Origin of the sequence: Achromobacter denitrificans NBRC 15125, from assembly GCF_001571365.1 — a bacterium.
Classification (GTDB): domain Bacteria; phylum Pseudomonadota; class Gammaproteobacteria; order Burkholderiales; family Burkholderiaceae_B; genus Achromobacter; species Achromobacter denitrificans.
In genome coordinates, this window is record NZ_BCTQ01000011.1 from 1 (window position 1) to 22,309 (window position 22,309).

The 22,309-nt window shown below is 70.4% G+C and carries 17 protein-coding genes; 6 read left to right on the forward strand and 11 right to left on the reverse strand.

Annotated features, from left to right (window positions below):
* Positions 1 to 10: 10 nt before the first annotated feature.
* Genes treS through glgA form a run of 3 tightly spaced genes read right to left on the reverse strand, consistent with a single transcriptional unit; the run spans position 11 to position 8,224 of the window.
* Entirely contained in the window at positions 11 to 3,364 is a 3,354-nt protein-coding gene (gene treS, locus ADE01S_RS11285) for a maltose alpha-D-glucosyltransferase (RefSeq protein ID WP_062681788.1), read from the reverse strand.
* Positions 3,365 to 3,380: 16 nt separating this feature from the next.
* Positions 3,381 to 6,647, reverse strand: coding sequence for an alpha-1,4-glucan--maltose-1-phosphate maltosyltransferase (locus ADE01S_RS11290; protein ID WP_062681789.1), 3,267 nt, complete (start codon positions 6,645 to 6,647; stop codon positions 3,381 to 3,383).
* Between the two features lie 11 nt (positions 6,648 to 6,658).
* Entirely contained in the window at positions 6,659 to 8,224 is a 1,566-nt protein-coding gene (gene glgA / locus ADE01S_RS11295) for a glycogen synthase GlgA (RefSeq protein ID WP_062681790.1), read from the reverse strand.
* Positions 8,225 to 8,446: 222 nt separating this feature from the next.
* Here glgA and ADE01S_RS11300 point away from each other — a divergent pair, with 222 nt between their 5' ends.
* From ADE01S_RS11300 to ADE01S_RS11310, 4 genes are all read left to right on the forward strand, one after another.
* Complete coding sequence (locus ADE01S_RS11300) at positions 8,447 to 10,219, forward strand: thiamine pyrophosphate-requiring protein (protein WP_062681791.1); 1,773 nt, start codon at positions 8,447 to 8,449, stop codon at positions 10,217 to 10,219.
* A gap of 55 nt (positions 10,220 to 10,274) precedes the next feature.
* The gene (locus ADE01S_RS31230) at positions 10,275 to 10,562 is read left to right on the forward strand and encodes a hypothetical protein (protein ID WP_075873454.1); all 288 of its coding nucleotides are present in this window, start codon (positions 10,275 to 10,277) and stop codon (positions 10,560 to 10,562) included.
* Positions 10,549 to 10,887: an ElaB/YgaM/YqjD family protein gene (locus tag ADE01S_RS11305; protein ID WP_062681792.1), complete on the forward strand. Its 339-nt coding sequence runs from the start codon at positions 10,549 to 10,551 to the stop codon at positions 10,885 to 10,887. The genes ADE01S_RS31230 and ADE01S_RS11305 overlap by 14 nt, the downstream gene beginning before the upstream one ends.
* Before the next feature lie 132 nt (positions 10,888 to 11,019).
* On the forward strand, positions 11,020 to 12,129 hold the full coding sequence (locus tag ADE01S_RS11310; RefSeq protein ID WP_062681793.1) for a DUF748 domain-containing protein: 1,110 nt from the start codon (positions 11,020 to 11,022) through the stop codon (positions 12,127 to 12,129).
* Here the strand turns inward: ADE01S_RS11310 and ADE01S_RS11315 are convergent.
* Genes ADE01S_RS11315 through ADE01S_RS11325 form a run of 3 tightly spaced genes read right to left on the reverse strand, consistent with a single transcriptional unit; the run spans position 12,113 to position 15,107 of the window.
* Positions 12,113 to 13,153, reverse strand: coding sequence for a lysylphosphatidylglycerol synthase transmembrane domain-containing protein (locus ADE01S_RS11315; RefSeq protein WP_062681794.1), 1,041 nt, complete (start codon positions 13,151 to 13,153; stop codon positions 12,113 to 12,115). The two genes, ADE01S_RS11310 and ADE01S_RS11315, sit on opposite strands and share 17 nt — an antisense overlap.
* Positions 13,150 to 14,343: a cardiolipin synthase ClsB gene (gene clsB / locus ADE01S_RS11320; RefSeq protein WP_062681795.1), complete on the reverse strand. Its 1,194-nt coding sequence runs from the start codon at positions 14,341 to 14,343 to the stop codon at positions 13,150 to 13,152. Before clsB ends, ADE01S_RS11315 begins: the two co-directional genes overlap by 4 nt.
* Positions 14,340 to 15,107 carry an endonuclease/exonuclease/phosphatase family protein gene (locus tag ADE01S_RS11325; protein ID WP_062681796.1) on the reverse strand — a complete coding sequence of 256 codons (768 nt, stop codon included), beginning with the start codon at positions 15,105 to 15,107 and terminating at the stop codon, positions 14,340 to 14,342. The genes clsB and ADE01S_RS11325 overlap by 4 nt, the downstream gene beginning before the upstream one ends.
* Positions 15,108 to 15,286: 179 nt before the next feature.
* Here ADE01S_RS11325 and ADE01S_RS11330 point away from each other — a divergent pair, with 179 nt between their 5' ends.
* Complete coding sequence (locus tag ADE01S_RS11330) at positions 15,287 to 16,924, forward strand: ABC transporter ATP-binding protein (protein WP_062681797.1); 1,638 nt, start codon at positions 15,287 to 15,289, stop codon at positions 16,922 to 16,924.
* Positions 16,925 to 16,963: 39 nt separating this feature from the next.
* Here ADE01S_RS11330 and ADE01S_RS11335 read toward each other — a convergent pair whose 3' ends face one another.
* A complete protein-coding gene (locus tag ADE01S_RS11335; protein WP_062681798.1) occupies positions 16,964 to 17,677 on the reverse strand; it encodes an MgtC/SapB family protein in 714 nt (237 codons plus the stop codon).
* An 84-nt stretch (positions 17,678 to 17,761) separates the two neighbouring features.
* Positions 17,762 to 18,061 carry a hypothetical protein gene (locus tag ADE01S_RS11340; RefSeq protein ID WP_242663465.1) on the reverse strand — a complete coding sequence of 100 codons (300 nt, stop codon included), beginning with the start codon at positions 18,059 to 18,061 and terminating at the stop codon, positions 17,762 to 17,764.
* A 688-nt stretch (positions 18,062 to 18,749) separates the two neighbouring features.
* On the opposite strand from ADE01S_RS11340, the gene ADE01S_RS11345 reads away from it, so the two are divergent.
* Entirely contained in the window at positions 18,750 to 20,321 is a 1,572-nt protein-coding gene (locus ADE01S_RS11345) for a TerC family protein (RefSeq protein ID WP_062681799.1), read from the forward strand.
* A 152-nt stretch (positions 20,322 to 20,473) separates the two neighbouring features.
* Here ADE01S_RS11345 and ADE01S_RS11350 read toward each other — a convergent pair whose 3' ends face one another.
* From ADE01S_RS11350 to ADE01S_RS11360, 3 genes are all read right to left on the reverse strand, one after another.
* Positions 20,474 to 21,007, reverse strand: a complete 534-nt coding sequence (locus tag ADE01S_RS11350; RefSeq protein WP_062681800.1) for a hypothetical protein — start codon at positions 21,005 to 21,007, stop codon at positions 20,474 to 20,476.
* A gap of 199 nt (positions 21,008 to 21,206) precedes the next feature.
* Positions 21,207 to 21,842, reverse strand: a complete 636-nt coding sequence (locus ADE01S_RS11355) for an FMN-dependent NADH-azoreductase (protein WP_062681801.1) — start codon at positions 21,840 to 21,842, stop codon at positions 21,207 to 21,209.
* Positions 21,839 to 22,303, reverse strand: coding sequence for a GNAT family N-acetyltransferase (locus ADE01S_RS11360; RefSeq protein ID WP_370511536.1), 465 nt, complete (start codon positions 22,301 to 22,303; stop codon positions 21,839 to 21,841). The genes ADE01S_RS11355 and ADE01S_RS11360 overlap by 4 nt, the downstream gene beginning before the upstream one ends.
* Between the last annotated feature and the right edge of the window lie 6 nt (positions 22,304 to 22,309).

The window sequence follows — 22,309 nt, forward strand, 5'->3', positions numbered from 1 at the left end:
ACGTCCTGGTTCATGGCGTTCTCCCTTCCGCGTCGATCGCGGCCGAAAGCAGGAGGTGGCGGGCCAGTTCGGTCAAGGCGCACAGCGGAATCGAGATCCAGTCGGGGCGGTGGGCCGCTTCGTAGCTGACCTCATAGGCGGCTTTCTCCAGCTGGGCCAGGGCCAGCAGCGAGGCCTCCTGGTCTTCCGGCGGGATCAGCACGGAGGCGCGGGCGTCGCGGTAGCCTTGCAGGAAGGCTTCGGCGGCGCGCTGCCGGAAGCGCGCCAGCAGCGCGTCGCGCAGTTCCGCGGCCGCCGCCGGGGCGCCGGGCGTCTCGCCCGCGCCGGCATTGGCGTCCGCGGGGCCGCCGATGGCGTCGGTGCGCGCCATGGTTGCGGCGGCGTAGTCGAACGAGCGCAGCATGCCCGCCACGTCGCGGTAGGGCGAGGCGAGGGCGCGGCGCGACTTGAGGCTGCTGGCGGGCTCTCCCTCGAAATCGATGAGGTAGGCGTCGGCCTGCGCCACCAGCACCTGGCCCAGGTGGAAGTCGCCGTGGGTGCGCAGGCACAGGGCGCCGGTTTCGGCCTGGGCCATGGCGGCCACGCGAGCCGCCAGGCGGGCTTGATGCTCGAAGTACCATTCCGCGCACGCCCGCGACGGGGCTTCCAGCTTGTCGTAGCGGGCGCGCAGCGCCTGTTCCGCGCGGTCCAGCAGGCGCTGGACGTGGCGGGCGCGGGCATCGGCATCCGTCTGGCTGGCGCGGCGCGGCCGGAAGGCCGGATCGTCAGTAGGCTGTGCCAGCACCGCATGCATCTGCGCCAGGCGCTCGCCAATGGTCGCCGCCATGGCGGCGTACCCCTGCAGGCTTTCCTCGAACTCGGCCGGCCCCTGCCCGACCAGCAGGGCGTTGGCCAGCGTGCGTTTCAGCGTGTCCAGCGTCCAGCTCCAGGCGTCTCCTTCGTTGGCCACGTACTGGTGCGCGACCGCCAGGGTGTGGATCACGCCGTCCGCGTCCTCGCGCTGCACTTCGCCCAGCAGGGCCGGCACGTTGGCGTAGCCCGCGCGGGTCAGGTAGCGGGTCATCTCGGCCTCGGGCGACCCGCCGGCCTGCACGGCGCGGATCAGCTTCAGGATGAGCTGGCCGCCGACGATGACCGAGCTGTTCGATTGTTCGGCCGTGAGCCATTGCAGTTCGGCGTCCGGGGCGATCTCCAGGCCGGCCAGGCCGGCTTCGGGCAGAAAGCGGATGACGCCGGGCTTGTCGCCGGGCTTGCCGCCGCTGCGGCCATCCAGTTCGGCGCCGGCGCGCAGCGCTTGCAACACGCCCCGCACGAAGCCCGGCTCAAGAAAGGCGTCGGCCAGCAGACCCACCTCGGCGCCGCGCCGCACGCGGGCGATGGCGTACTGGATGACGGCGCTCTCGTCCCACGAGAGCACGAACGGCGCCTGCGCGCGCAGGCCGCTCACGCCGTCCTCGGGTTCGATCTCGGCCCAGTAATACTCGCCCTCAGCGGCCCGGAACGGGGTGGCGTAAGCCAGGCGGGCGCGGGCGGGCGGCTCGCTCGCCGGATACCAGCGCTGGCGCGCCAGGTACTGCGGCAGGATCTCCCTTTCCAGCGTTTCGCGCGAGGCATCGGTCAGCGCGGCGCCGCCGCGCGCGCGCAGCACCAGCGTGATGAACTCGGGCATCTGCGCGGGCAGGGTGGCGTGCCAGTCCGGCGGGGCGGCGTCCACGCTCAGGTCCATCCAGTAGAACGCGTAGGGCGGCAAGGTCAGGAGATAGGGCAGCTCGCCGATGGCCGGGAACGGCGTGCCGCCCAGCATTTCGACGGGCACGCGGCCGGCGAATTCCTGCAGCGGCAGCTCGACCGGCTGCGCGGCGTTGGAGAGGTTCGCCACGCACAGGATGGTCGTGTCCTGCCATTGGCGCAGGTAGGCGAGGATCTTGCGGTTGCCGGCGACGATGAAGCGCAGCGAGCCGCGTCCGAAGGCGCGGCTCTGGCGGCGCTGGGCCAGCAGGCGGCGGGTCCAGTTCAGCAGCGAATGCGGATCGCGCTGCTGCGCTTCGACGTTGACCGCCTCATAGCCGTAGAGCGGCCCCATCAGCACCGGCAGCGGCAGCCGTTCGGGATCGGCGCGCGAAAAGCCGCCGTTGCGGTCGGGCGACCACTGCATCGGGGTGCGCACGCCGTCGCGGTCGCCCAGGTGCACGTTGTCGCCCATGCCGAGCTCGTCGCCGTAGTAGAGCACCGGCGTGCCGGGCATGGACAGGAGCAGGCTGTTCATCAGTTCCACGCGGCGGCGGTCGCGTTCCAGCAACGGCGCCAGGCGCCGCCGGATGCCCAGGTTGATGCGGGCGCGCGGATCGGCCGCGTACACGTTCCACAGGTAATCGCGCTCGCGGCTGGTCACCATTTCCAGCGTCAGTTCGTCATGGTTGCGCAGGAAGATGGCCCACTGGCACGAGGCCGGGATGTCCGGCGTCTGGCGGATGATGTCGGTGATGGGAAAGCGGTCTTCCTGCGCGATCGCCATGTACATGCGCGGCATCAGCGGGAAATGGAAGGACATATGGCATTCGTCGCCCGCGCCGAAGTACTCCTGCGCGTCCTCCGGCCATTGGTTGGCCTCGGCCAGCAGCAGGCATTGCGGATACTCGGCGTCGATCACCGCGCGGATCTGCTTGAGCACCTGGTGCGTCTCGGGCAGATTCTCGTTGTTCGTGCCTTCGCGCTCCACCAGGTAGGGCACCGCGTCCAGGCGCAGCCCGTCCACGCCCATGTCCAGCCAATACCGCATGACCGACAGCACCTCCTTCAGCACCTGGGGGTTGTCATAGTTCAGGTCCGGCTGGTGCGAGTAGAAGCGGTGCCAGAAGTAGGCATTGGCGACGGGGTCCCAGGTCCAGTTCGATTTCTCGGTATCGCAGAAGATGATGCGCGTGTCGGCGTAGGCCTTGTCGTTGTCGGACCAGACGTAAAAGTTGCGGGCCGCGGAGCCCGGCCGGGCGGCGCGGGCGCGCTGGAACCACGGGTGCTGGTCGGAAGTGTGGTTGACGACCAGCTCGGTGATGACGCGCAGGCCGCGCGCATGCGCCGCCCGGATCAGTTTGCGCACGTCGGCCACGGTGCCGTAGTCGGGGTGCACGCCGCGGTAGTCGGCGATGTCGTAGCCGTCGTCGCGGCGCGGCGAGGGATAGAAGGGCAGCAGCCAGATCGTGTTGACGCCCAGGTTGGCGATGTAGTCCAGCTTGGAGACGAGGCCGGGCAGGTCGCCGACGCCGTCGTCGTTCGAGTCGAAGAAGGACTTGACGTGCAACTGGTAGATGACCGCATCCTTGTACCAGAGGCCGTCGTCCTGGATGGGCTGGGTTTCGCTGATCATGGCAGGGAATTCGGTGTCATCCGCGCAGCGACAGGCGCCACACGCGATAGGGTTGATCGGGGAGCAGGGTCAGCTCGCGGGTCTTGCCCTGCCAGGTGTCGCGGCCTTCGGCCAGCAGGTCCTCGGCGGCGAGCGCTCCGGTATCGGGCTGGCCGAACAGCCACAGCGGCGCCTCGATGCGCGCCGGCTGGGGGTTGAAGGGATCCAGGCTGATGGCGGCCAGCACCACGTTTCCATGGCCGGGCGTGCTCTTGTAGAACGCCAGGACGCGGTCGTTGCCGCTGTCCACCAGCGTCAGCCCGCGGTGGCTTTGCAGGGCTGGATTGGCGCGCCGGATCTGGTTCAGGCGGGCGATCTCGGCGCGGATATTGCCCTCGGCGTGCCAGTCGCGCTGGCGCAGTTCGTACTTCTCGGAGTCCAGATATTCCTCCCGGCCCGGCAGGGGCGCGGCCTCACATAGTTCGAAACCGCTGTAGACGCCCCACAGGCCGGACCCGAGCGCGGCCAAGGCGGCGCGGATCAGGAAGCCGGGGCGTCCGGAGGTCTGCAGGAAATACGGGTTGATGTCGGGCGTGTTGACGAAGAAATGCGGCCGGAAGAAGTCGGCGGCGGGCGACGACGACACCTCGCTCAGGTAGGCGGCCAGTTCCGCCTTGTCGTTGCGCCAGGTGAAGTAGGTATACGACTGGGTGAACCCGATCTTCGCCAGCCGGTACATCATCTTCGGACGCGTGAAGGCTTCGGACAGGAAGATCACGTCCGGATGCTGGGCGTGCACGTCCGCGATCAGCCACTGCCAGAACGGCAGCGGCTTGGTGTGCGGGTTGTCGACCCGGAAGATCCGCACCCCGTGCCGGGCCCAGAACAGCACCACGTTGCGCAGGGCTCGCCACAAGGCCAGCTTGCGCACGCGCCGTGGCGGCGCGCCGTAGAACGCGACGTTGACGATGTCCTCGTACTTCTTGGGCGGGTTCTCGGCATAGCGCAGCGAACCGTCGGGGCGCCAGGAGAACCAGTCGGGATGCTGCGCCAGCCAGGGGTGGTCCGGCGAACACTGGATCGCGAAGTCCAGCGCCATCTCCATGCCCTGGCCGCGGGCCGCTTCCACCAGCCTGAGGAAATCCTCCAGCCTGCCCAGGCGCGGCTCGATCGCGTCGTGCCCGCCGTCCGGGGAACCGATGGCATAGGGGCTGCCGACGTCGTCCGGCTCGGCGCGCAGGCTGTTGTTGCGGCCCTTGCGATTGCGCTGGCCGATGGGATGGATGGGCGGCAGGTACAGGACGTCGAAGCCCATGGCGCGCACGTCGGGCAGGCGCTGGATCACGTCGTCGAAGGTGCCGTGCCGGCCCGGCTGCGGCGATTGCGAACGCGGGAACAGCTCGTACCAGCTGGAGAAGCAGGCCTCGCGGCGGTCCACCCAGAGCGGGTAGGGCTGCGGGCTGACGGCCTCGAACGGCCGGTCGTCCAGCGCGCGCATGGCGCGCGCGAGGCCGTCGTCGAGCAGCAGGGCGATTTGTTCCTCGTCCGGTGGCGAGCCTTCCATGTCCGCAGCGCTTCCCTCGTCGGCGGATGGCGCGGCGAGCCGGCCCAGCGCGTCTTGCAGCGTGTCTCGCGCCGGACGGGAGCCGGACTCGGGATCCGCTCCGGCGTCGGTTTCGGCCTCGGCCCGCGCCAGCGCGGCGCGCAGCAGCTGCACGCCCTCCATCCGCTCCAGGCGCAGGTCGCGGCCCGCCTTATGCTTGAGCTCCAGGTCGTGGCGGAAGGTTTCCCAGGCGTCGAACCAGGCGCAGACCACGAATTCGTGCGCGCCGACGCGGCGCGGCCGGAAGGCGGCCTCCCAGCGATCGTTCTCGCCGCGGACGAACGGCTGCACTCGCCAGCGCGTTTCGTCGACCGCCCGCCAGCGCAACTCGGCCGCCAGCTGTTCATGGCCGTCCATATAGATGTCGGCGCGCACCGCGATGCGTTCATGCGGGATGCACTTGACCGCGAACTCTCCGCCGTTCACCGTGGGGCTGACGGCCTCGACCGCGATGCGCGGGCTCGCCGCGCCGTCCGGGCGCGCGCGCAGGCGCCGCGACGGTTCGAGCACGGGCTGCGTGGGTTCGAGCAGGAACAGGGCGCAGTCGGCCGGCGCCAGGATGTGTCCGCCAGCGGTGCCGCCCACCGGCGGCGCCAACGGCACGATGTCGGCGGGCGGCAGCATCGGGGCCAGCGCATCCCAGTCGAGCAGGGCCTCGGCGTGCGCGGAGGGGTTGAGGGCCAGCGCCGCCGTCGCGCCTTCGACCGTGTCGCGCAGCAGCACGGTGCAGCGGCCGTCCCGTCCGCCCGCCATGCGCAGGGGCCCTTGCGGGCGAGCGTCGGCAAGCCAGCGGTTCACGGCTTCCACGTCGGGCAGGGTGTGCTCGTCCGCTTCGTCCAGCATCAGACCGTCCGCGCACAGCGCGGCGCTCCAGATGGCCCGCCGGCCCCGGGCCGAGGCCGCCGGGCCGGCGTCCCCGGCGCCCGGCGGCGCGGCGATGACCGGCGCGATGTCGCGCAGCCGGGCGTCTTCCTCGGCCAGCCACTCCGATCGATAGTCCCACCAGGGCAGCGACGAGCACAGGCCGTCGAAGCGGGCGTCGCGCAGGCCCGCCAGCCTGGCCGGCGTGAGGCCGGCGGCCCAGGCCAGCAGGCGCAGCCCGGGATGATGCCGCCGCAGCGTGGCGGCCAGGGTGGCCCAGTCCTCGCCCGGCAGGCTGTGCGGCGCCTGGAACATGAATCCCGTCACGCCGTGGCGGGCCCAGCGCTCCAGCCGCTCGGTCCAGGCCGCCAGGAAGCCGGGCGGCAGCGGGCCGTCGCGCAGGGTGCGCACTTCCCGCGCCTCTACCGGTTGCCGGGGATCGCGGGCCGGATCTTCGGCAGGGGGCAGATACCAGTCCGGCCCCGCGGTGCCTTCCACGGCGCCGCGGGCGCAGCGGTCCAGCGCCACGTCCACGTATAGCGCCAGTCCCTGTTTCGACAAGGTCTCGGCCGCGCCGTCGAACCATTGCGTGATGGGGACCGGGCTTGCGTCGAGCAGGGCTCGGTCCGCATCCACCGGCGCCCGGGTGCCGCCGCCAGGGGCGAGCAGCCAGGGCGCCGGCAGCAGCAGGGCGTTGAAACCGCGGCGGCGCAGGCGGGCGCACAGCGCGGCGTCCGGCCGGGCGACGGATCCCGGAGGCAGCCGGCCTTGCGCGCCGCCGAGGACGCGGTACAGGCGCAAGGGCGCCTGGACGGGGATGGCTGCGGTCGAGGTCGGCACCGCTACCCTCCCTACACGGGCGCCGGCATGGCGCCGCCCGAGCGTTGCCGCGCCGCCGGCGGAGCGGCGCCGATGGCACGCTCCGCGCGCGCCGGCACGGCGTCGTGGGTGTCCGGGTCCGCCAGCGAGCGGTACAGGCTGGCGTACAGCCCGATGGCGGAACGCCAGCCGAAGTCGGCGCTCATGGCGTTGCGCTGCATCGTCCGCCACAGCATGGCGTGGCCCCGCAGATGCACCGCGCGCGTGATGGCCTCGCACATGGCGGCGGGGCTGTCGCCGTCGAACAGCAGGCCGTTGGCGGATGCCATTGCCGACAGCGGGGCGCGCGGTCCGGGGTCCTCGATGGTGTCGGCCATGCCGCCGACCCGCGAGCCGATCGGCAGCGCGCCGTAACGCATGGCATACAGCGGCGTCAGGCCGAAGGGCTCGAAGCGGCTGGCGTGCAGCAGGATGTCGGCGCCGGCATGCAGGCGGTGGGCCGCCGCCTCGTCATAGCCGATGTGGGCGGCGCAACGTCCCGGATAGCGGTCCGCCAGCGCTTGCAGGGCCTGTTCGAGGCCGTGGTCGCCCTGGCCCAGGATCGCGACCTGCAGCCCAGGGTGGCGTTCCAGCGCGTCGGGCAGGGCCTGCGCGGCCACGTCGGCCATTTTCTGTTCGGTCAGGCGGTTGCCCATGGCCATCAGCGTCACGCCCGCATCCACGTCCAGGCCGAACTCCCGTTGCAGCGCGGCCTTGCAGCGGGCCTTGTTGGCCAGTTCGCGGACCGAAAAGCGCAGTGTGCCCAGGTGCGGATCGCGGGCGGGATTCCACAGGATGTTGTCGATGCCGTTGGGAATCGGCAGCAGGTCGTCGGCGCGGCGGCGCAGCAAATCGTCCAGCCCGCAGCCGAAGGCGGGCGTCATGATTTCACGCGCATAGGTATGGCTGACGGTGGTGACGCGGTCGGCATAGCGGATGCCGGCCTTGAGGAAATTCAACTGGCCCCAGGCGCCCACGCTCTCGCTGCCGCGGTAGCGCTCGGGGATGCCCAGGTCCGCCGCGCACTCCATCGGGAACCGGCCCTGGAAGGCAAGGTTGTGGATGGTCATGACGCTGCGCACGTCATGCAGGCCCTGGGCGCGCAGCAACAGCGGCACCAGACCCGCATGCCAGTCGTGGGCGTGCACCAGCGTAGGGTGCAGGACGCCGGGCAGGCCGCCCGCGACGCGCGCCGCCGCATGGGCCAGCGCCGCGTAGCGCAGCGCGCTGTCGGCATACTCGCGGCCCTGTTCATCGAGATAGATGCCGGCGCGGTCGTACAGCGCGTCGTTCTCCAGCAAGAGGAAATCCAGGCCGGATTGCGGGCATCTGCCGGCGATCAGGCGCGCATCGCCGCCCGGCAGGCCGGGCAGCTCGGCAACCAGCCGGACGCGCTCCAGGCGCTCGCGCACGCCCCGGTAGGCGGGCAGCAGCACGGCCAGCGGCAGGCCCGCCTGCGCCAACGCGCGGGCCATACCCGTGATGGCGTCCCCAAGGCCGCCCGTCTTGGCCAGTGGAAAGGCTTCGCCCGCCACTATCAGGATTCTCGTTTTGGCCATGCCTGCTCCCGGTGAGTTGCGGGGCGCCGGGAAAAAAGCGACGCGTCCGCCGAAGCTTTGCAAGGCGCAAGTGCCGTGCCCAAACCTCGCGCCCGGATGGTGCGCGCGCCGATTTCCGGGCGCGGGCATGGGGCTTGCTGTCCCTTTCTCCCATGGCCGCGGGCCGCAACGGGCCCCAAATAGCTAACGGAAGTCACGCTAGTAACGTAACGGGAGCAAAGTATGAAAACAGTGTCGGACTTCGTCCTCGAAAGGCTATCCCAATGGGGGGTCAGAAGGGTCTACGGCTATCCCGGCGACGGGATCAACGGCCTGATAGGCGCCTTCGGCCGGACGGAAGCGCCGCTGGAATTCATACAGACCCGCCACGAGGAAAGCGCCGCCTTCATGGCCTGCGCGCACGCGAAGTTCACCGGACAGGTGGGCGTGTGCCTGGCGACCTCGGGGCCCGGCGCCATCCACCTGCTCAACGGCCTGTACGACGCCAAGCTGGATCACCAGCCCGTGGTGGCGCTGGTGGGCCAGCAGGCCCGCAGCGCGCTGGGCGGCGATTACCAGCAGGAAGTCGACCTGATCAGCCTGTTCAAGGACGTGGCGCACGATTTCGTGCATATGGCCGCGAGCGCCGAACAGGCGCGCCACATGATCGATCGCGCCTTGCGCATCGCGATGGAGCGGCGCGCGGTTACCTGCGTCATTTTTCCAAACGATGTGCAGGATTTGCCGGCGGTCGAAACCCCGCCGCGCGAACACGGCACCGTGCGCACCGGCATCGGCCTGACGTCGCATGCGGGCGTGCCCGGCGAGGCGGCGCTGCGCAATGCGGCCGATATCCTGAACCGCGGAGAGCGGGTCGCCGTGCTGGTGGGCGCGGGCGCGCTCGACGCCGGCGCCGAAGTCCGCGAAGTGGCCGAACGCCTGGGCGCCGGCGTGGCCAAGGCCCTGCTGGGCAAGGCGGTGCTGCCCGACGCGCTGCCTTACGTCACGGGCTGCATCGGCCTGCTCGGCACCCAGCCCAGCTGGGACATGATGAACGAGTGCGACACGCTGCTGATGGTGGGCACCTCGTTCCCGTACGCCGAGTTCCTGCCGCAGGACGGGCAGGCGAGGGCGGTGCAGATCGATCGCGACGGGCGCAAGCTCAGCCTGCGCTATCCGGTCGAACTGGGTTTGGTCGGAGACAGCCGGCTGACGCTGCAGGCGCTGCTGCCGATGCTCGAACGCAAGACCGCGCGGCGCTGGCGCGAGCGCATCGAGAAGCAGGTGGCGCGCTGGCGCCAGACCGTGCGCGAACGCGCCATGGTCGATGCCCGGCCGCTCAATCCGCAGCGCCCCTTCCTGGAGTTGTCCCAACGCCTGCCGCCGCAGAGCATCATCACCTGCGATTCGGGCTCGGCCGCCAACTGGTATGCGCGCGACGTGGATCTGCAGGAAGGCATGATGGCCTCCGTGTCGGGCGGCCTGGCCACGATGGGCTGCGGCGTGCCTTACGCGCTCGCGGCCAAGCTGGCCCATCCCGAGCGGCCCGTGATCGCCCTGGTGGGCGACGGCGCGATGCAGATGCTGGGCATCAACGAATTGATCACCATCGCCCATCGCTGGAAGGACTGGGCCGATCCGAGGTTGATCGTCATGGTGCTGAACAACGGCGACCTGAACCTGGTGACCTGGGAGCAGCGCGTCATGGGCGGCGACCCGCGCTTCGCGGATTCCCAATGGCTGCCCTCGTTCTCCTATGCCGAGTACGGCCGCCTGCTGGGCCTGGAGGGCGTGCGCGTGGACAGCCCGGACGCGGTCGGCCCCGCCTGGGACCGCGCGCTGGCCGCCGCCAGGCCCGTGGTGCTGGAGATGGTGACCGACCCCGAGATGCCTCCCTTGCCCCCGCACATACCGGCCAAGCAGGTCGGGGCCTACCTGCGCGCGCTGCGCAAGGAAGACGCGGCGGCGGGCGGCGCGGCGCTGCGCGCCACGATCAAGCAATGGTGGGCGGGCTGAAGCCGGGCCCGCCCACGCCAGTTTCCAGGGTTTGCAACCCATTCAGGAGTCCATCATGGCCAAGCCCCCATCGCCCACGCCGTCCCAGCCGGGACAAGGCAATCTGCCGTTCCCGGACCAGAGCCCGGCCGAGCAGCCGCCGCCCGACCCGGCGGGCCGCAAGCCCGACAAGAACGGCCACTGGCCGCCCGACAGCCTGCCCAATCCCTTGCCCGGACTGGATCCGCAACAGACCCCGGGCATAGACCGGCTCTCGGGCACGGCGCTTGCGGATGCCATCCGCGTCCGCGCCGGACAGGGCTGGAAGCGGACTTTTTCAAGGAGACCTTATGAGCAAGCATGAACGATTGCGCGACATGTTCCATCCGGCGGACAGCTCCGCGCGCACCATCCGGGAACTGATCTCCGGGACGGAAGCGCTTTTGCGCAGCACGGCCAGTTACGGTGGCTCCGAGATCGAATCCGCGCGCGACCGGCTCAAGCAGCAGCTGGAGGCCGCGCGCGAACAGGCGAAGGGCTGGGAGCGGGTGGCCTGGGAACGCGCCAAGGACGCCTCGCACGCGGCGGATGAATACGTGCACGAGAACGCCTGGAAAAGCGTGGCCGGCGCGGCGCTGATCGGCCTGCTGGCCGGCGCCTGCCTGATGTCCGACCACTGGCGCCGCTGAGGGCGCCTCATCCTTTTTGCCCATTGATGATCCGTCACGGATCCAGGACGATGCACAGGTTGTGCCGGGCGCAAGGCTTCGCGAGGGCGGGGCCGGGAGTACCGGTCCCACCCCTCACTTCGGGAGCGCACGATGAGCATGAACGCGGTCGCGCCGGGCCGCCGGTCGCCCTGGGGCAACGCCCTGGGCGTGCTGGTCCTGCTCGCGGCGGTGGCGGCCGTGCTGGCCTTCGCCGCCGTGCGCATCGCGGAGCAGCGCATCGCCAACATGCTGGGGCCGCGCGGCCAGGTGGCGGACGTCCGGGTCGGATTCACCCAGGTGGTGCTCACCGACGTGATCGTGAGCGGCGCGACCGGCCAGGCGGATGCGCGCGCCAGCCGCGTCGTGCTGGAACCGGAGTGGTCCTCGCTGCTGGGCCAGGAAACCGTATTCAAGCGGGTGGTGGTCGAAGGATTCGACTTCGCGGTCGTGCGCGAGGCCAACGGCGATATGAACATCGCCCCGGCCCTGCAGGCCGCGCTGCGCACCGGTGAGCGCGGCCAGGGTCGCGCGGCCCGGGGCAACACCATACACGTCGCCGACCTGCAACTGCGCGACGGCAAACTGGTGTTCGAGGATGCCGCCATCTCCCGGCCGCCCCATAAAATCCCGTTCACGAGCGTGCAGGCGCGCCTGCATCCCATGGCCATTCCCGGCGACGGCACCCGCAGCGAGATGGAATTCAGCGGCAACCTGGACGAGGACCGCGGCGTCAAGAGCGTGGTGCGGGCGCAGGGCTGGCTGGTGGTGGGCGGAACGGACGCGGACATGACCGTCTCGGTGCGGAATATGGGCATCCGTCACGCGGCTCCCTATCTGGCCGAGAATGGCGCCGGATCGCTGGCCGCCGGCACGATGGACCTGGATATGAAAACCGCCATCGCCGACCGCGAGCTTCGGGCCTCGGGCACCGTGGCCCTGCATGGCCTGAAATTCAGCGGCGACGGCTCGCTGTTCTCCTTGCCGCGCAAGGCCGTGCTGGCGGCCCTGAAGGACAACACCGGCGTGCTGCGCTTCAATTTCGCGCTGGCCGGAAACCTGGACAACCCCAAGTTCTCGGTCACTCGCGGCTTCTCGGCGCAGGTGGCCCAGGGCTTCGCGCATGCTGTCGGGGTGGGCGCGGAAGGGGCGGCCGAAGGCGTGACCGGCGCGGTGAAGGAGCTGGGGAACGCGCTGTCGGACCTGCTCAGTCCCAAGCCCTGAACGCCTGGCCGGCCTGCTTTTCCGGCCCCGACGGCGGCTTGGCGGCTGCCGCCGTCGTCTGGGGGGCACGCCGCCGGTGCCGCAGACGCCATTCCATGATCAGGAAGGCCAGCAAGGCCAGGCACAGCGGCGCGAAGGCATACAGCGCCCGGTAGGCGAGCGCCGCGCCCAGGACCTCCGGCGCTGGAATGCGGGGCGCCAGCGCCGCCACGAAAATCGCTTCCGTCGTGCCCAGCCCGCCCGGCACCCGAATGATCACCGCGGCGAAGCTTGTGCACATCAGCACGCCCAGCACCGCCGGATAGCTCGCTTTGCCTTGCAGCAACACGTAGACAATGGCGCCCATGATGGCCCAGGATGTGGCGGCCACCGCGCTCTGCGCCAGCGCCATGCCGGTCCCGGGCAGGGCCGCGTGCTGGCCCATCCAGGTCCAGGTCCGGCGCCGCGACAGGGCGCAGAAGGCGAGGTAGGCCGCGGCCAGCGCCAGCATCGCCACCCCCGCCAGCCGCAGCACGGCCGTGCCCACGCCCCAGCCTTCCGGCACGGGCACGCTGCCCAGGGCGAGGAGGGCGCCGGCCAGCCAGCCGTAGCCGATCCAGTTCGACGCGGCCGAGAACAGCGCCACGCGGGTGGCGACCGACTTGCGGCAACCCAGCCGGGCATACAGGCGCAGCCGCGCGCCCAGTCCGCCCAGCAGCACGCCGAGATTGAGGTTCAGCGCGTAGCTCGTCATCGCCACGCCCAGCACCTTGGGCCAGGGCAGGGTGTGATGCGTATAGCGCTTGGCCAGAAGGTCCAGGGCGCCGTAGGCGAGATAGCCCGCGACCACCAGCCCCGAGGCCAGGGCGATGCTGCCGCCGGGAATCCGGCGCATCGACACCCAGACCTGCGGCCAGTCCACGCTTCGGCCAAAATGGATCAGCAGGGCCGCCACCACCACCAGCACCAGGGCCGGCAGGATGCGCTTGAGCCGGGGCCAGCGGTGCCGCAAGGCCCGCGTCAGGGAAGATCGGAACACTCTCATGCCGTCTCCCTTTCCGTCGTCATCGGCAGCGATTGCAGGCGAGGCTTGTGCGCCGGCAGGCTGCCCGCCCAGGCGGGGAAGCGCCGCAGGAAGTGGAAGACCACCACGCCGATCCACAGGCGCCGCAGGCGCCGGGTGGAATGCGCCGGCAGCTCGATTTGCTTGCAATCCTGTTCGATCAGGCGGTCCAGGCTGCGGCGCAGGGCCGCGTTCAGCCCGCTGTCGCGCGCCACCACATTGGCTTCCAGGTTCAGCGCCAGGCTCAACGGATCGAGATTGCTGGAGCCTATCGTCGTCCAGTCTTCGTCCACGCAGGCCACCTTGCCGTGCAGCGGCCGCTTGCAGTATTCGTAGATCTCCACGCCGGCGTCGATCAGGTAGTCGTAGAGCATGGAGGCCGCCAGCCGGGCGACCAGCACGTCGGGCTCGCCCTGCAGCAACAGCCGCACGCGCACGCCCCGGCGCGCCGCGTTGGCCAGGTCGTGCAGCAGCTGGTAGCCGGGAAAGAAGTAGGCGTTGGCGATCAGCACGTCGTGGCGCGCCGCCCGCACGCCGGCGCGGTAGTAGCGCTCGATGTCGGTCCGGTGCTCCACGTTGTCGCGCACCACCAGGCGGCCGCCGCCGTCGCCCGCGGGCATGGGGTCCCAGCGGGCGGGCCGCCTGACCAGCCGCCTCGGCCGGCCGCCCGCGAGCGCGGCCCGGGCGTAGTCGGCGATGTCGGCGGCCAGCGGCCCCTCGACCCGGACGGCGTAATCCTGCTTGGCTTCGGGGCCGTAGTCGGGCAGGTGGTCCGCCGAGAAATTGATGCCGCCGACGAAGGCGCAGCGGCGGTCCACGGCCACGATCTTGCGGTGCATGCGGCGGAACACGTTCGTGCGCACGCCCAGGAAGCGCGGCCGCGGATCGAAGATGTGCACGCGGATGCCGGCGTCCGTCATGGCGCCGATGAACGCCTCGTCCAGTTCGTCGGAGCCGTAGCCGTCCACGGTCAGGTCCACGCTCACGCCGCGCCGCCCCGCCTCGATCAGGGCGCGCTGGATCTCCTGGCCGACCGCGTCGTCGAACAGGATGAAGGTCTCCACCAGCACCTCCTCGCGCGCGCCGGCGATGGCTTCGAGCACGGCGGGGAAGTAGCCGCTGCCGTTCTCCAGCAGCGTATAGCGATTGGACTCGCGCCAGCTCAGGTTCATAGCGCGATCTCCGCGCAGATCGGCACGTGGTCCGACAGTCGCGACCACACGCGCGGCGCCAGGGGCACGGGCTGCCAGTCGCGCACGCTGCGCACGTAGATGCGGTCCAGCCGCAGCAGCGGCCAGCGCGCCGGGAAGGTGCGCGCCGGCCGACCCAGCCGCGAGGTGAAGACTTCGCGCGTGCCGCAGTCGCGCATCGGGCCGTCGGCGCGCAGCCGCCAATCGTTGAAATCGCCCGCGATCAGCAAGGGCTCGTCGGCCGGCACGCCGTCGGCCACCAGCTCGCACAGCCGCGCCAGCTGGCGGCTGCGGTGCCGCTCCAGCAGCCCCAGGTGCACGCAGATGGCATGCACTGGCGCGCGCATCGAAGGCAGCCGCAACACGCAGTGCAGGACGCCCCGGCGTTCATGTCCGTCCAGACTGACGTCGTGGTTCTCGTAGCGTTCGATGGGATAGCGCGACAGGATCGCGTTGCCGTGGTGGCCGGCCGGATAGACCGCGTTGCGGCCGTAGGCGAAATCGGTCCACAGCGTGTCGGCCAGGAATTCGTATTGCGACAGGGCGGGCCAGGACTGATGCCGCTCCGCATGCCCCTGGTGCTCGCCCAGCACTTCCTGCAGGAAGACGATGTCGGGGCCCGCCGCGCGCAGGGCGTCGCGCAGTTCGTGCAGCATGAAGCGGCGATTGAAACTGGTGAAGCCCTTGTGGGTGTTGACGGTCAGCACGGTCAGCGTGGTGGCGTCGATATAGTGCGAGGCGGGCATGGGGCGTTCCGGGGAATGCGATCCCCGCGTGGGGAGCAAGCCCCGTGCCCGGCAGGTAAAGAGGCGTAACGCCCGTCTGGCGCGCGGAGGCAAGGCGGCATGAGCAAATGAGAAATGGGCATTTCCGGGACGGGTGCACGCGGGCCTATCATCGGCTGCTTCATTTCTGCGGAACGCTCATGGCCGAATTGCTGCGCATCGACAACCTCACCGTGGACCTGCCGCCCGGCGCGGACCGTCCGCACGCCATCAAGGGCCTGTCGCTGTCGGTGAACGCCGGCGAAATCCTCTGCGTGGTCGGCGAAAGCGGATCGGGCAAATCGCTCACGGCCGGCGCCATCCTGGGGCTGTTGCCGCCGGGCGTGCGCGCCGGCGCCGGGCAGGTCCTGTGGGAAGGGCAGGATCTCCTGCGGCTGCCGGAAGACGCGCTGCGCCGCCTGCGCGGCAAGCGCATCGGCATGATTTTCCAGGAACCGATGACGGCCCTGAATCCCTTGCGCACCATCGGCGACCAGATCGCCGAAGTGTTCCGCACCCATGCCAGTCTCGCGCGCGCCGAGATCCGGCGCCGCACCCTGGCGCTGCTGGATTCGGTGCGGCTGCCGGACCCGGCGCGGGCGCTGGGCGCCTATCCGCACGAGCTGTCCGGCGGGCAGCGGCAGCGGGCCATGATCGCCATGGCCCTGGCGCTGGAGCCCGCCTTGCTGATCGCGGACGAGCCGACCACGGCCCTGGACGTCACGACGCAGGCGCAGATCCTGAGCCTGATCCACGACCTGCAGCGCCGCAAGGGCACCGCCGTGCTGTTCATCACCCACGACTTCGGCGTGGTGGCCGAGATCGCGGACCGGGTCGCGGTCATGCAACGCGGCGAACTGGTGGAAAGCGGCACGGCGAAACAGGTGCTGGAGCATCCCCGCCATGCTTATACGCGCGCGCTCATCGGCGCGGTGCCGCCGCTGTCGGCCGGCGCGGCGCGGCCGGCTTCCGAGGTCCGCGCGCCCGCCATCCTGAGCGCGCAGGCGCTTTCCAAGACGTATCGCAAGCGCGGCTGGCTGGGCCGTCCGGCCCGCGAGACGCGCGCGCTGGACGGCGTGACCCTGGCCTTGCGCCAGGGCGCCACGCTGGGCATCGTGGGCGAAAGCGGTTCGGGCAAATCCACGCTGGCGCGCGCCTTGCTGGGCCTGGCCCCGCCCGACGCGGGCCGCATCACGCTGGACGGCGAGCCGCTGGCGTTCCACGGCACGGCCGCGCGGCGGGCGCACGCCCGGCGCGTGCAGATGGTGTTCCAGGATCCCTACGGGTCGTTGAACCCGCGGCAGCGCGTGGGCGACATCGTCGCGCGCGGGCCCATCGTGCATGGCACGCCCAGGGCCGAGGCGCTGGCGCGGGTCCGCGAGCTGTTCGAACTCGTCGGCCTGTCGCCCGATGCCTTGCGGCGCTATCCGCACGAGTTCTCGGGCGGGCAGCGCCAGCGGATCGGCCTGGCGCGCGCGCTGGCCATGCGGCCTCGGGTGCTGATCGCCGACGAACCGGTGTCCGCGCTGGACGTGTCCGTCCAGGCGCAGGTGCTGGCCTTGCTGGCGAAGCTGCGCGAACAGCTGGGCCTGTCCATCCTGTTCATCACGCACGACCTGCGCGTGGCCGCCCGGGTGTGCGATGACGTGGCCGTGATGAAAGACGGCCGCGTGGTGGAGGAGGGGCCTTGCGCCGAGGTGTTCAGCCGGCCCGCCCATCCCTATACCCAGGCGTTGCTGGCCGCCGTGCCGGGCCGCGGCTGGGATCCGGCCGCGGCGGCCCTGCGCCAGGCGGCCTGAAGCCGAGGCAGGGCCGTCGAGCCGCCGGGCGGCGCGTCCTCAGACGGTGCGGGCCGCCCAGAAGGCGGTGCGCACCGCGGGCGAGGCGGCGATGCTGGCGACCACGCGGTCCAGGTCCAGCTCGTCCACCGAGGCCTCGCTCAGCGCCGCCTCGATCTCCACTTCGTTCTCGCCGAACTGATCGATCTTCAGTTCGGACAGGGGCAGCTGTTCGGCTTCCAGCACGTCTTCCAGCACCGTCATGGCGGCCTGGCGCTGCTCCACGTTCGCGATGAGGTGGATGACCGTGGTGACTTCCGTGGTCTGGGCGTCGACCGGCTGGCGGTTGACGTAGCTGACCACGGGGCGCAGCAGGGTATTGGCCGCGAGCACGAAGGCGGTGGCGGCCACGGCCTCCAGCATCAGCGAGGCGCCGGCGCAGGCGCCGATGGCCGCCGACCCCCACAGCGTGGCCGCGGTATTCAGGCCGCGGATGCTGCCGCCTTCGCGCATGATGGCGCCCGCGCCCAGGAAGCCGACGCCCGACACCACGTAGGAAATCACGCGCGCGCCGCCGTCCGAGCCGCCCACCCGGAACGCCATGTCGACGAAGATCGCCGCGCCCACCGCCACCAGCACGTTGGTGCGCAGCCCGGCCGTGCGCTGCCGGAACTGGCGCTCGAAACCGACGATGGCGCCCAGCACGAACGCGGTGAGCAGGCTGACCAGCGTGTTGGCCAGGGTCAGGTACTGGATGTTTTCGAAATTCTTCATGGGGACTCCTGCGATGACGGCGGCGCGCGCCATCATCGGTGATAGATGCGGATTCTTGATGACACCGGCCGGGCCGGCGGGGCTTCAGGCGGGCAGCACCGCGATGGCGGCGCCCGACTCGTGCTGCCAGTGCACGCGCCGCACGTCCGGGCTGCGGCCCAGCCGCAGCGCGATCGCGCCCAGCTGCGAGCGCTGGTGCGGCGGGCACTCCAGCGTCACGACCGTCGAGGCCAGCTGGTCGGACTCCGTCCGCGACATGCGCACGGCCAGCACGCGCAGATCCAGTTCGCGCAGCTCGTAATACAGCTGCTTGCGCAGGACGTTCAGCGTGGCGCCGAGGCTCACGATGGTGAACTGATAGGGGAGGAATTTCTTGACGCGCATGCTCGTCTCCTTGTCGGGGGAGTACGGTGGAAGGTCCACATGCACGCGCAGCCGAACCGGTCCGAAACGCGCGCGGCGATGCCGGCGTATCGGGTCGGTAAGCAGTACGGGGAAGGGCGGCGGCCGGGATGCGCGTGCATCGGGGCCGGGGTGCCGGATCCTGGCTCTGGGCAGGACCGGCGCGGATCAGGTCCGCGGATCCTGCGTCAAGCGGCGCGTGCAGTCGTGTTGCGACTACATCCGTCGTTGTCCACGTTGATCTCTAAAGGGTTGAAAGTGCGGCGAGTATACCGTCCCCTAGGGGTAAACACCAATAAAAATCGGAAAACGCGCGAGGGGGCCGCCCAGGCAGGCCCCTGATTTCAGGTAATATTCAGGTTCCAGTAAGAAAGAGAGCAAGGTGGATGCGCCGCCTCAACGCTGCCCCAGGCAGCCCCGGCCGTCCGCCATCTATGACCGAAGACCCTCCTCCTAGGGCGGCGCCACCCAGCTGGCGCCCTACGCCCACTCCCCGCGACGCCGCGGCCCGCGCCGCGCGTCCGTCCCACGATTTCATCCTGGCCACGGCGCCCACGCCACGCCTGGGCTGCCGCGCGCCGCCCGCCGCCGTCCGCGCGCACCCGCGCCTGCTTCCCCTTGATCCTGGCGACGCCATTCGGCGTCGCGACACGCTTTCCGTGGAACCTTGATGATTTTCGATTGGATGACCGACCCCACCGCCTGGCTAGGCCTGGCGACCCTGGTCGTGCTTGAAATTGTGCTGGGCATCGACAACCTGGTATTCATCGCCATCCTGGCGGACAAGCTGCCGCCCGAACAGCGCAACCGCGCGCGCATGATCGGCCTGACGCTGGCCATGGTCATGCGCCTGGGCCTGCTGGCGAGCATCGCCTGGGTGGTCACGCTTACCGCGCCCCTGTTCACGCTGATGGGCGCGGAGATCTCCGGCCGCGACCTGATCCTGATCCTGGGCGGCCTGTTCCTGCTCTTCAAGGGCACGATGGAGCTGCACGAGCGCGTCGAGGGCAGCGCCAGCCACGACTCGGGCCAGAAGCCGCAGCACGCGGTGTTCTGGCAGGTGATCCTGCAGATCGTGGTGCTGGACGCCGTGTTCTCGCTGGACTCGGTGATCACCGCCGTGGGCATGGTGCAGGACCTGAGCATCATGATGATCGCCGTGGTCGTGGCGATGGCCGTGATGATGCTGGCCAGCCGCCCGTTGATGGGCTTCGTCGCGCGCCACCCCACGGTGGTGATCCTGTGCCTGGGCCTGCTGCTGATGATCGGCTTCAGCCTGGTGGCCGAAGGCCTGGGCTTCCACGTGCCCAAGGGTTACCTCTATGCCGCCATCGGCTTCTCGATCCTGATCGAGCTGTTCAACCAGCTGGCGCGCCGCAACCGCGCCAAGGGCACGCACGCCCTGGGCCGCCGCCAGCGCACCGCGCAAGCCGTGCTGCGCCTGCTGCGCGCGCGGCCCGCCGGCCAGGCGGGCGGGCAGGTGGACGAGGTGGTCGCCCTGGTCGACGGCGTGGGCGACGAGCCCGCGTTCGCGCCCGAGGAAAGCACCATGATCGAACGCGTGCTGTCCATCGGCGGGCGCGACGTCCGGTCCATCATGGTGCCCCGCGGCGACATCACCTGGCTGGACGTGGCCGATACGCCGCAGGCCATCGTGCGCAAGTTCGGCAGCGGCCACTCGCGCCTGCCGCTGTGCGCGGGCGACCCTGCCAACGTGCTGGGCGTGCTGCACTTCAAGGACGTGCTGCCGCTGCTGCAGAATCCGGGCCCGATCGACCTGGTGGAGCTGGCGCGCGAACCGCGCTACGTGATGGAGACCATGCCGGTGCTCAAGGTGCTGGACGAGCTGCGCGCCTCGCGCGACCACATGCTGATCGTGGTGGACGAGCACGGCGTGTGCGAAGGCCTGGTCACGCCCATGGACGTGTTGACGGCGGTGGCCGGCGACCTGCCCGAGCATCTGGAAGACAACGCCGAGTCCTTGCGCCTGTCGGACGGGTCGTGGCTGCTGGACGGCCGCCTCGCCGTGGACGAGGCCGCGCGCCTGCTGGAAGCGCCGGCGCTGGCCGACGACTATCCCGACGCGACGCTGGCGGGCTGCCTGCTGCGCGCGGGCGGCCGGATCCCCGAAACGGGCGAGGCCATCTCCTGGCGCGACTGGCGTTTCGAGGTCACGCGGCGAGACGGCCTGCGCATCGACCAGGTGCGCGCCAGCCTGGTCCTCGACGCCGTCCAGCAATAGGGAAGAGACTGGCGGCGCACCAACCGAGAGGGCCGGGCCAGGGAAAAGCTGCGGGTGCGGCCGCCGCGCCTGGCCTTGCGCGTCGAACCGCCGTTGCCGCGCGCGTCCGACGCCTTGCGCATCGACCGCTAGCGCAGCTCACGCCCCAGCCGTCAGCTGCATATCCGCCGCCACGGCGCGATGCCGGTGGGCGGGCAATAGCCGGCGCAGGGCGTGGCGATCGAGGTGCCGCTCTGGCAGCGCAGTTCCGGCGCCTTCTCGCCGTAGGGCACCGAGCCCTGGCAGTCGCACAGCACCAGCCCCGCGCCCGAAGGCAGCTTCCTGGAGATTTCGGGCGAGTCGAACAGCTCGCCTTTGGCGGTCTTGTCCTTCCGCTCCGCGCGATCGTTCCGCGCCGCGGCCGAGGCGGGCGGCGCGGAGGACGGGGAAGACGATGTGGCGGACGAGGAGGGCGCCGCCCTGGACGACGGCGGCGGCGCCTTGTCGGCATCGTCGCCGTCGATCACGCCGCGCACCTTGGCGGCGGGCATATTGCAGGCCTTGGCGATGGATTGCACCGAACGCCCGTCCTTCGCCATCGCCAGTATCTTCTTGTCGGCGCAGGCCGCCTCCGCGCTCGGCGCCATCAGCGCATACAGCGCCAGGACGGCGGCGGCGAGAAAGCCCGGTCGATACGGCAAGGTCATGGCGCGCTCCTGCACGAAAGCCCGAAGGGCGGATATAGGCCGCAATCCCTAAGCGGAAAGCGTTCCGCGAAAAGCGTAGTGCCCGCCATTCGGCAAAGTCAATGCGCCCCGATTTAATCCCGCAAACGGGCGGAGCCGCTTGCAGGAAGGGGTATCCGTAAGGATGAGAGCGGCTTGGTGCGCGCGCAATGGCGCCTGCCTACCAGGCCTCGACCGCGCGCGCGCCGAACGCATGCCCGGCGATTTCGGCCTCGGCCCGCGCCCGCGCGGCAGCGAGCGCCTCCGCGCTGCGCGCGGTGCCCTGGACCGAGAAGAAGGTCACGTCGGTGAGGCCTATCGTGCCCAGCACGTGGCGGAGATAGGGCGTGAGGAAGTCGGGCTGGGCATGGGCGCCGCCCGAAAAATCGCCGCCCGAGGAAACCGCGACGTACACCGGGCGGTCGGCGAGGTTGCCGACTTTGCCCTCGGACGTGATGCGGAAGGTGTGGCGCACCCGCACGATGTGATCGATCCAGGCCTTCAGGGAAGAGGGTACCGTGAAGTTGTGCATCGGCGTGGCGATGACCAGATGCGTGGCCTCGCGCAGCGCGCGGATCAGGTCGGCGGACTGCCGCAGCGCGCCGCGGCCGAGCTCGTCTTCCGATGGATCCTGGGGCGAGCCCAAGGCCATGGCGTAGCCGGGATCGACGTGCGGCAGCAGGTTGGCGTCGATGTCGACCACGGGCGGCGGCGTTCCGTCCGCCGTCTCGACGAGACGGTCGACGATGCGCTGCGACAGGCGATAGCTTTCGGAGGCGGAGCCGCGGGGGCTGCAGATGATGCGTAGGATGCTCATGCGATGGAGGTGTCGAGTGTCTTGCCGAAGCGGATGGCGCCGGTCAACAGACCTTGCCGGAAATAGAAGCGTTGGGCCAGGGCGTTGGCCAGGCCGGTGTCCAGCACCAGCCGCGCGCAGCCGTGCTCGCGCGCGATGTCTTCGAGCGCCTGCAGCAGCCGGGCGCCCCAGCGCTCGCCGCGACGGTCGGGCGAGACGACCAGGTCGTCCACGTAGAGGAAACGGCCGTAGATCAGGTTTTCCTGGAAGCGGTAGCCGGCCAGCGCCACCGCATGGCCTTCGGGCACGGCCGCCAGCAGGCGGTAGCGCTCCTGGCGCATGCGGCCGATGCGTTCGATGAAATCGGCTTCTTCGTGCAGGTGCGGGCGCAATTCGCGCATCAGCGGCAGGCAGGCGCGCAGCGCGTCCGGCGTGTCGAGGTGGCGCAATAGGGTGTCGTCGGGGTATGTCATGTCTGCCATGGTAGG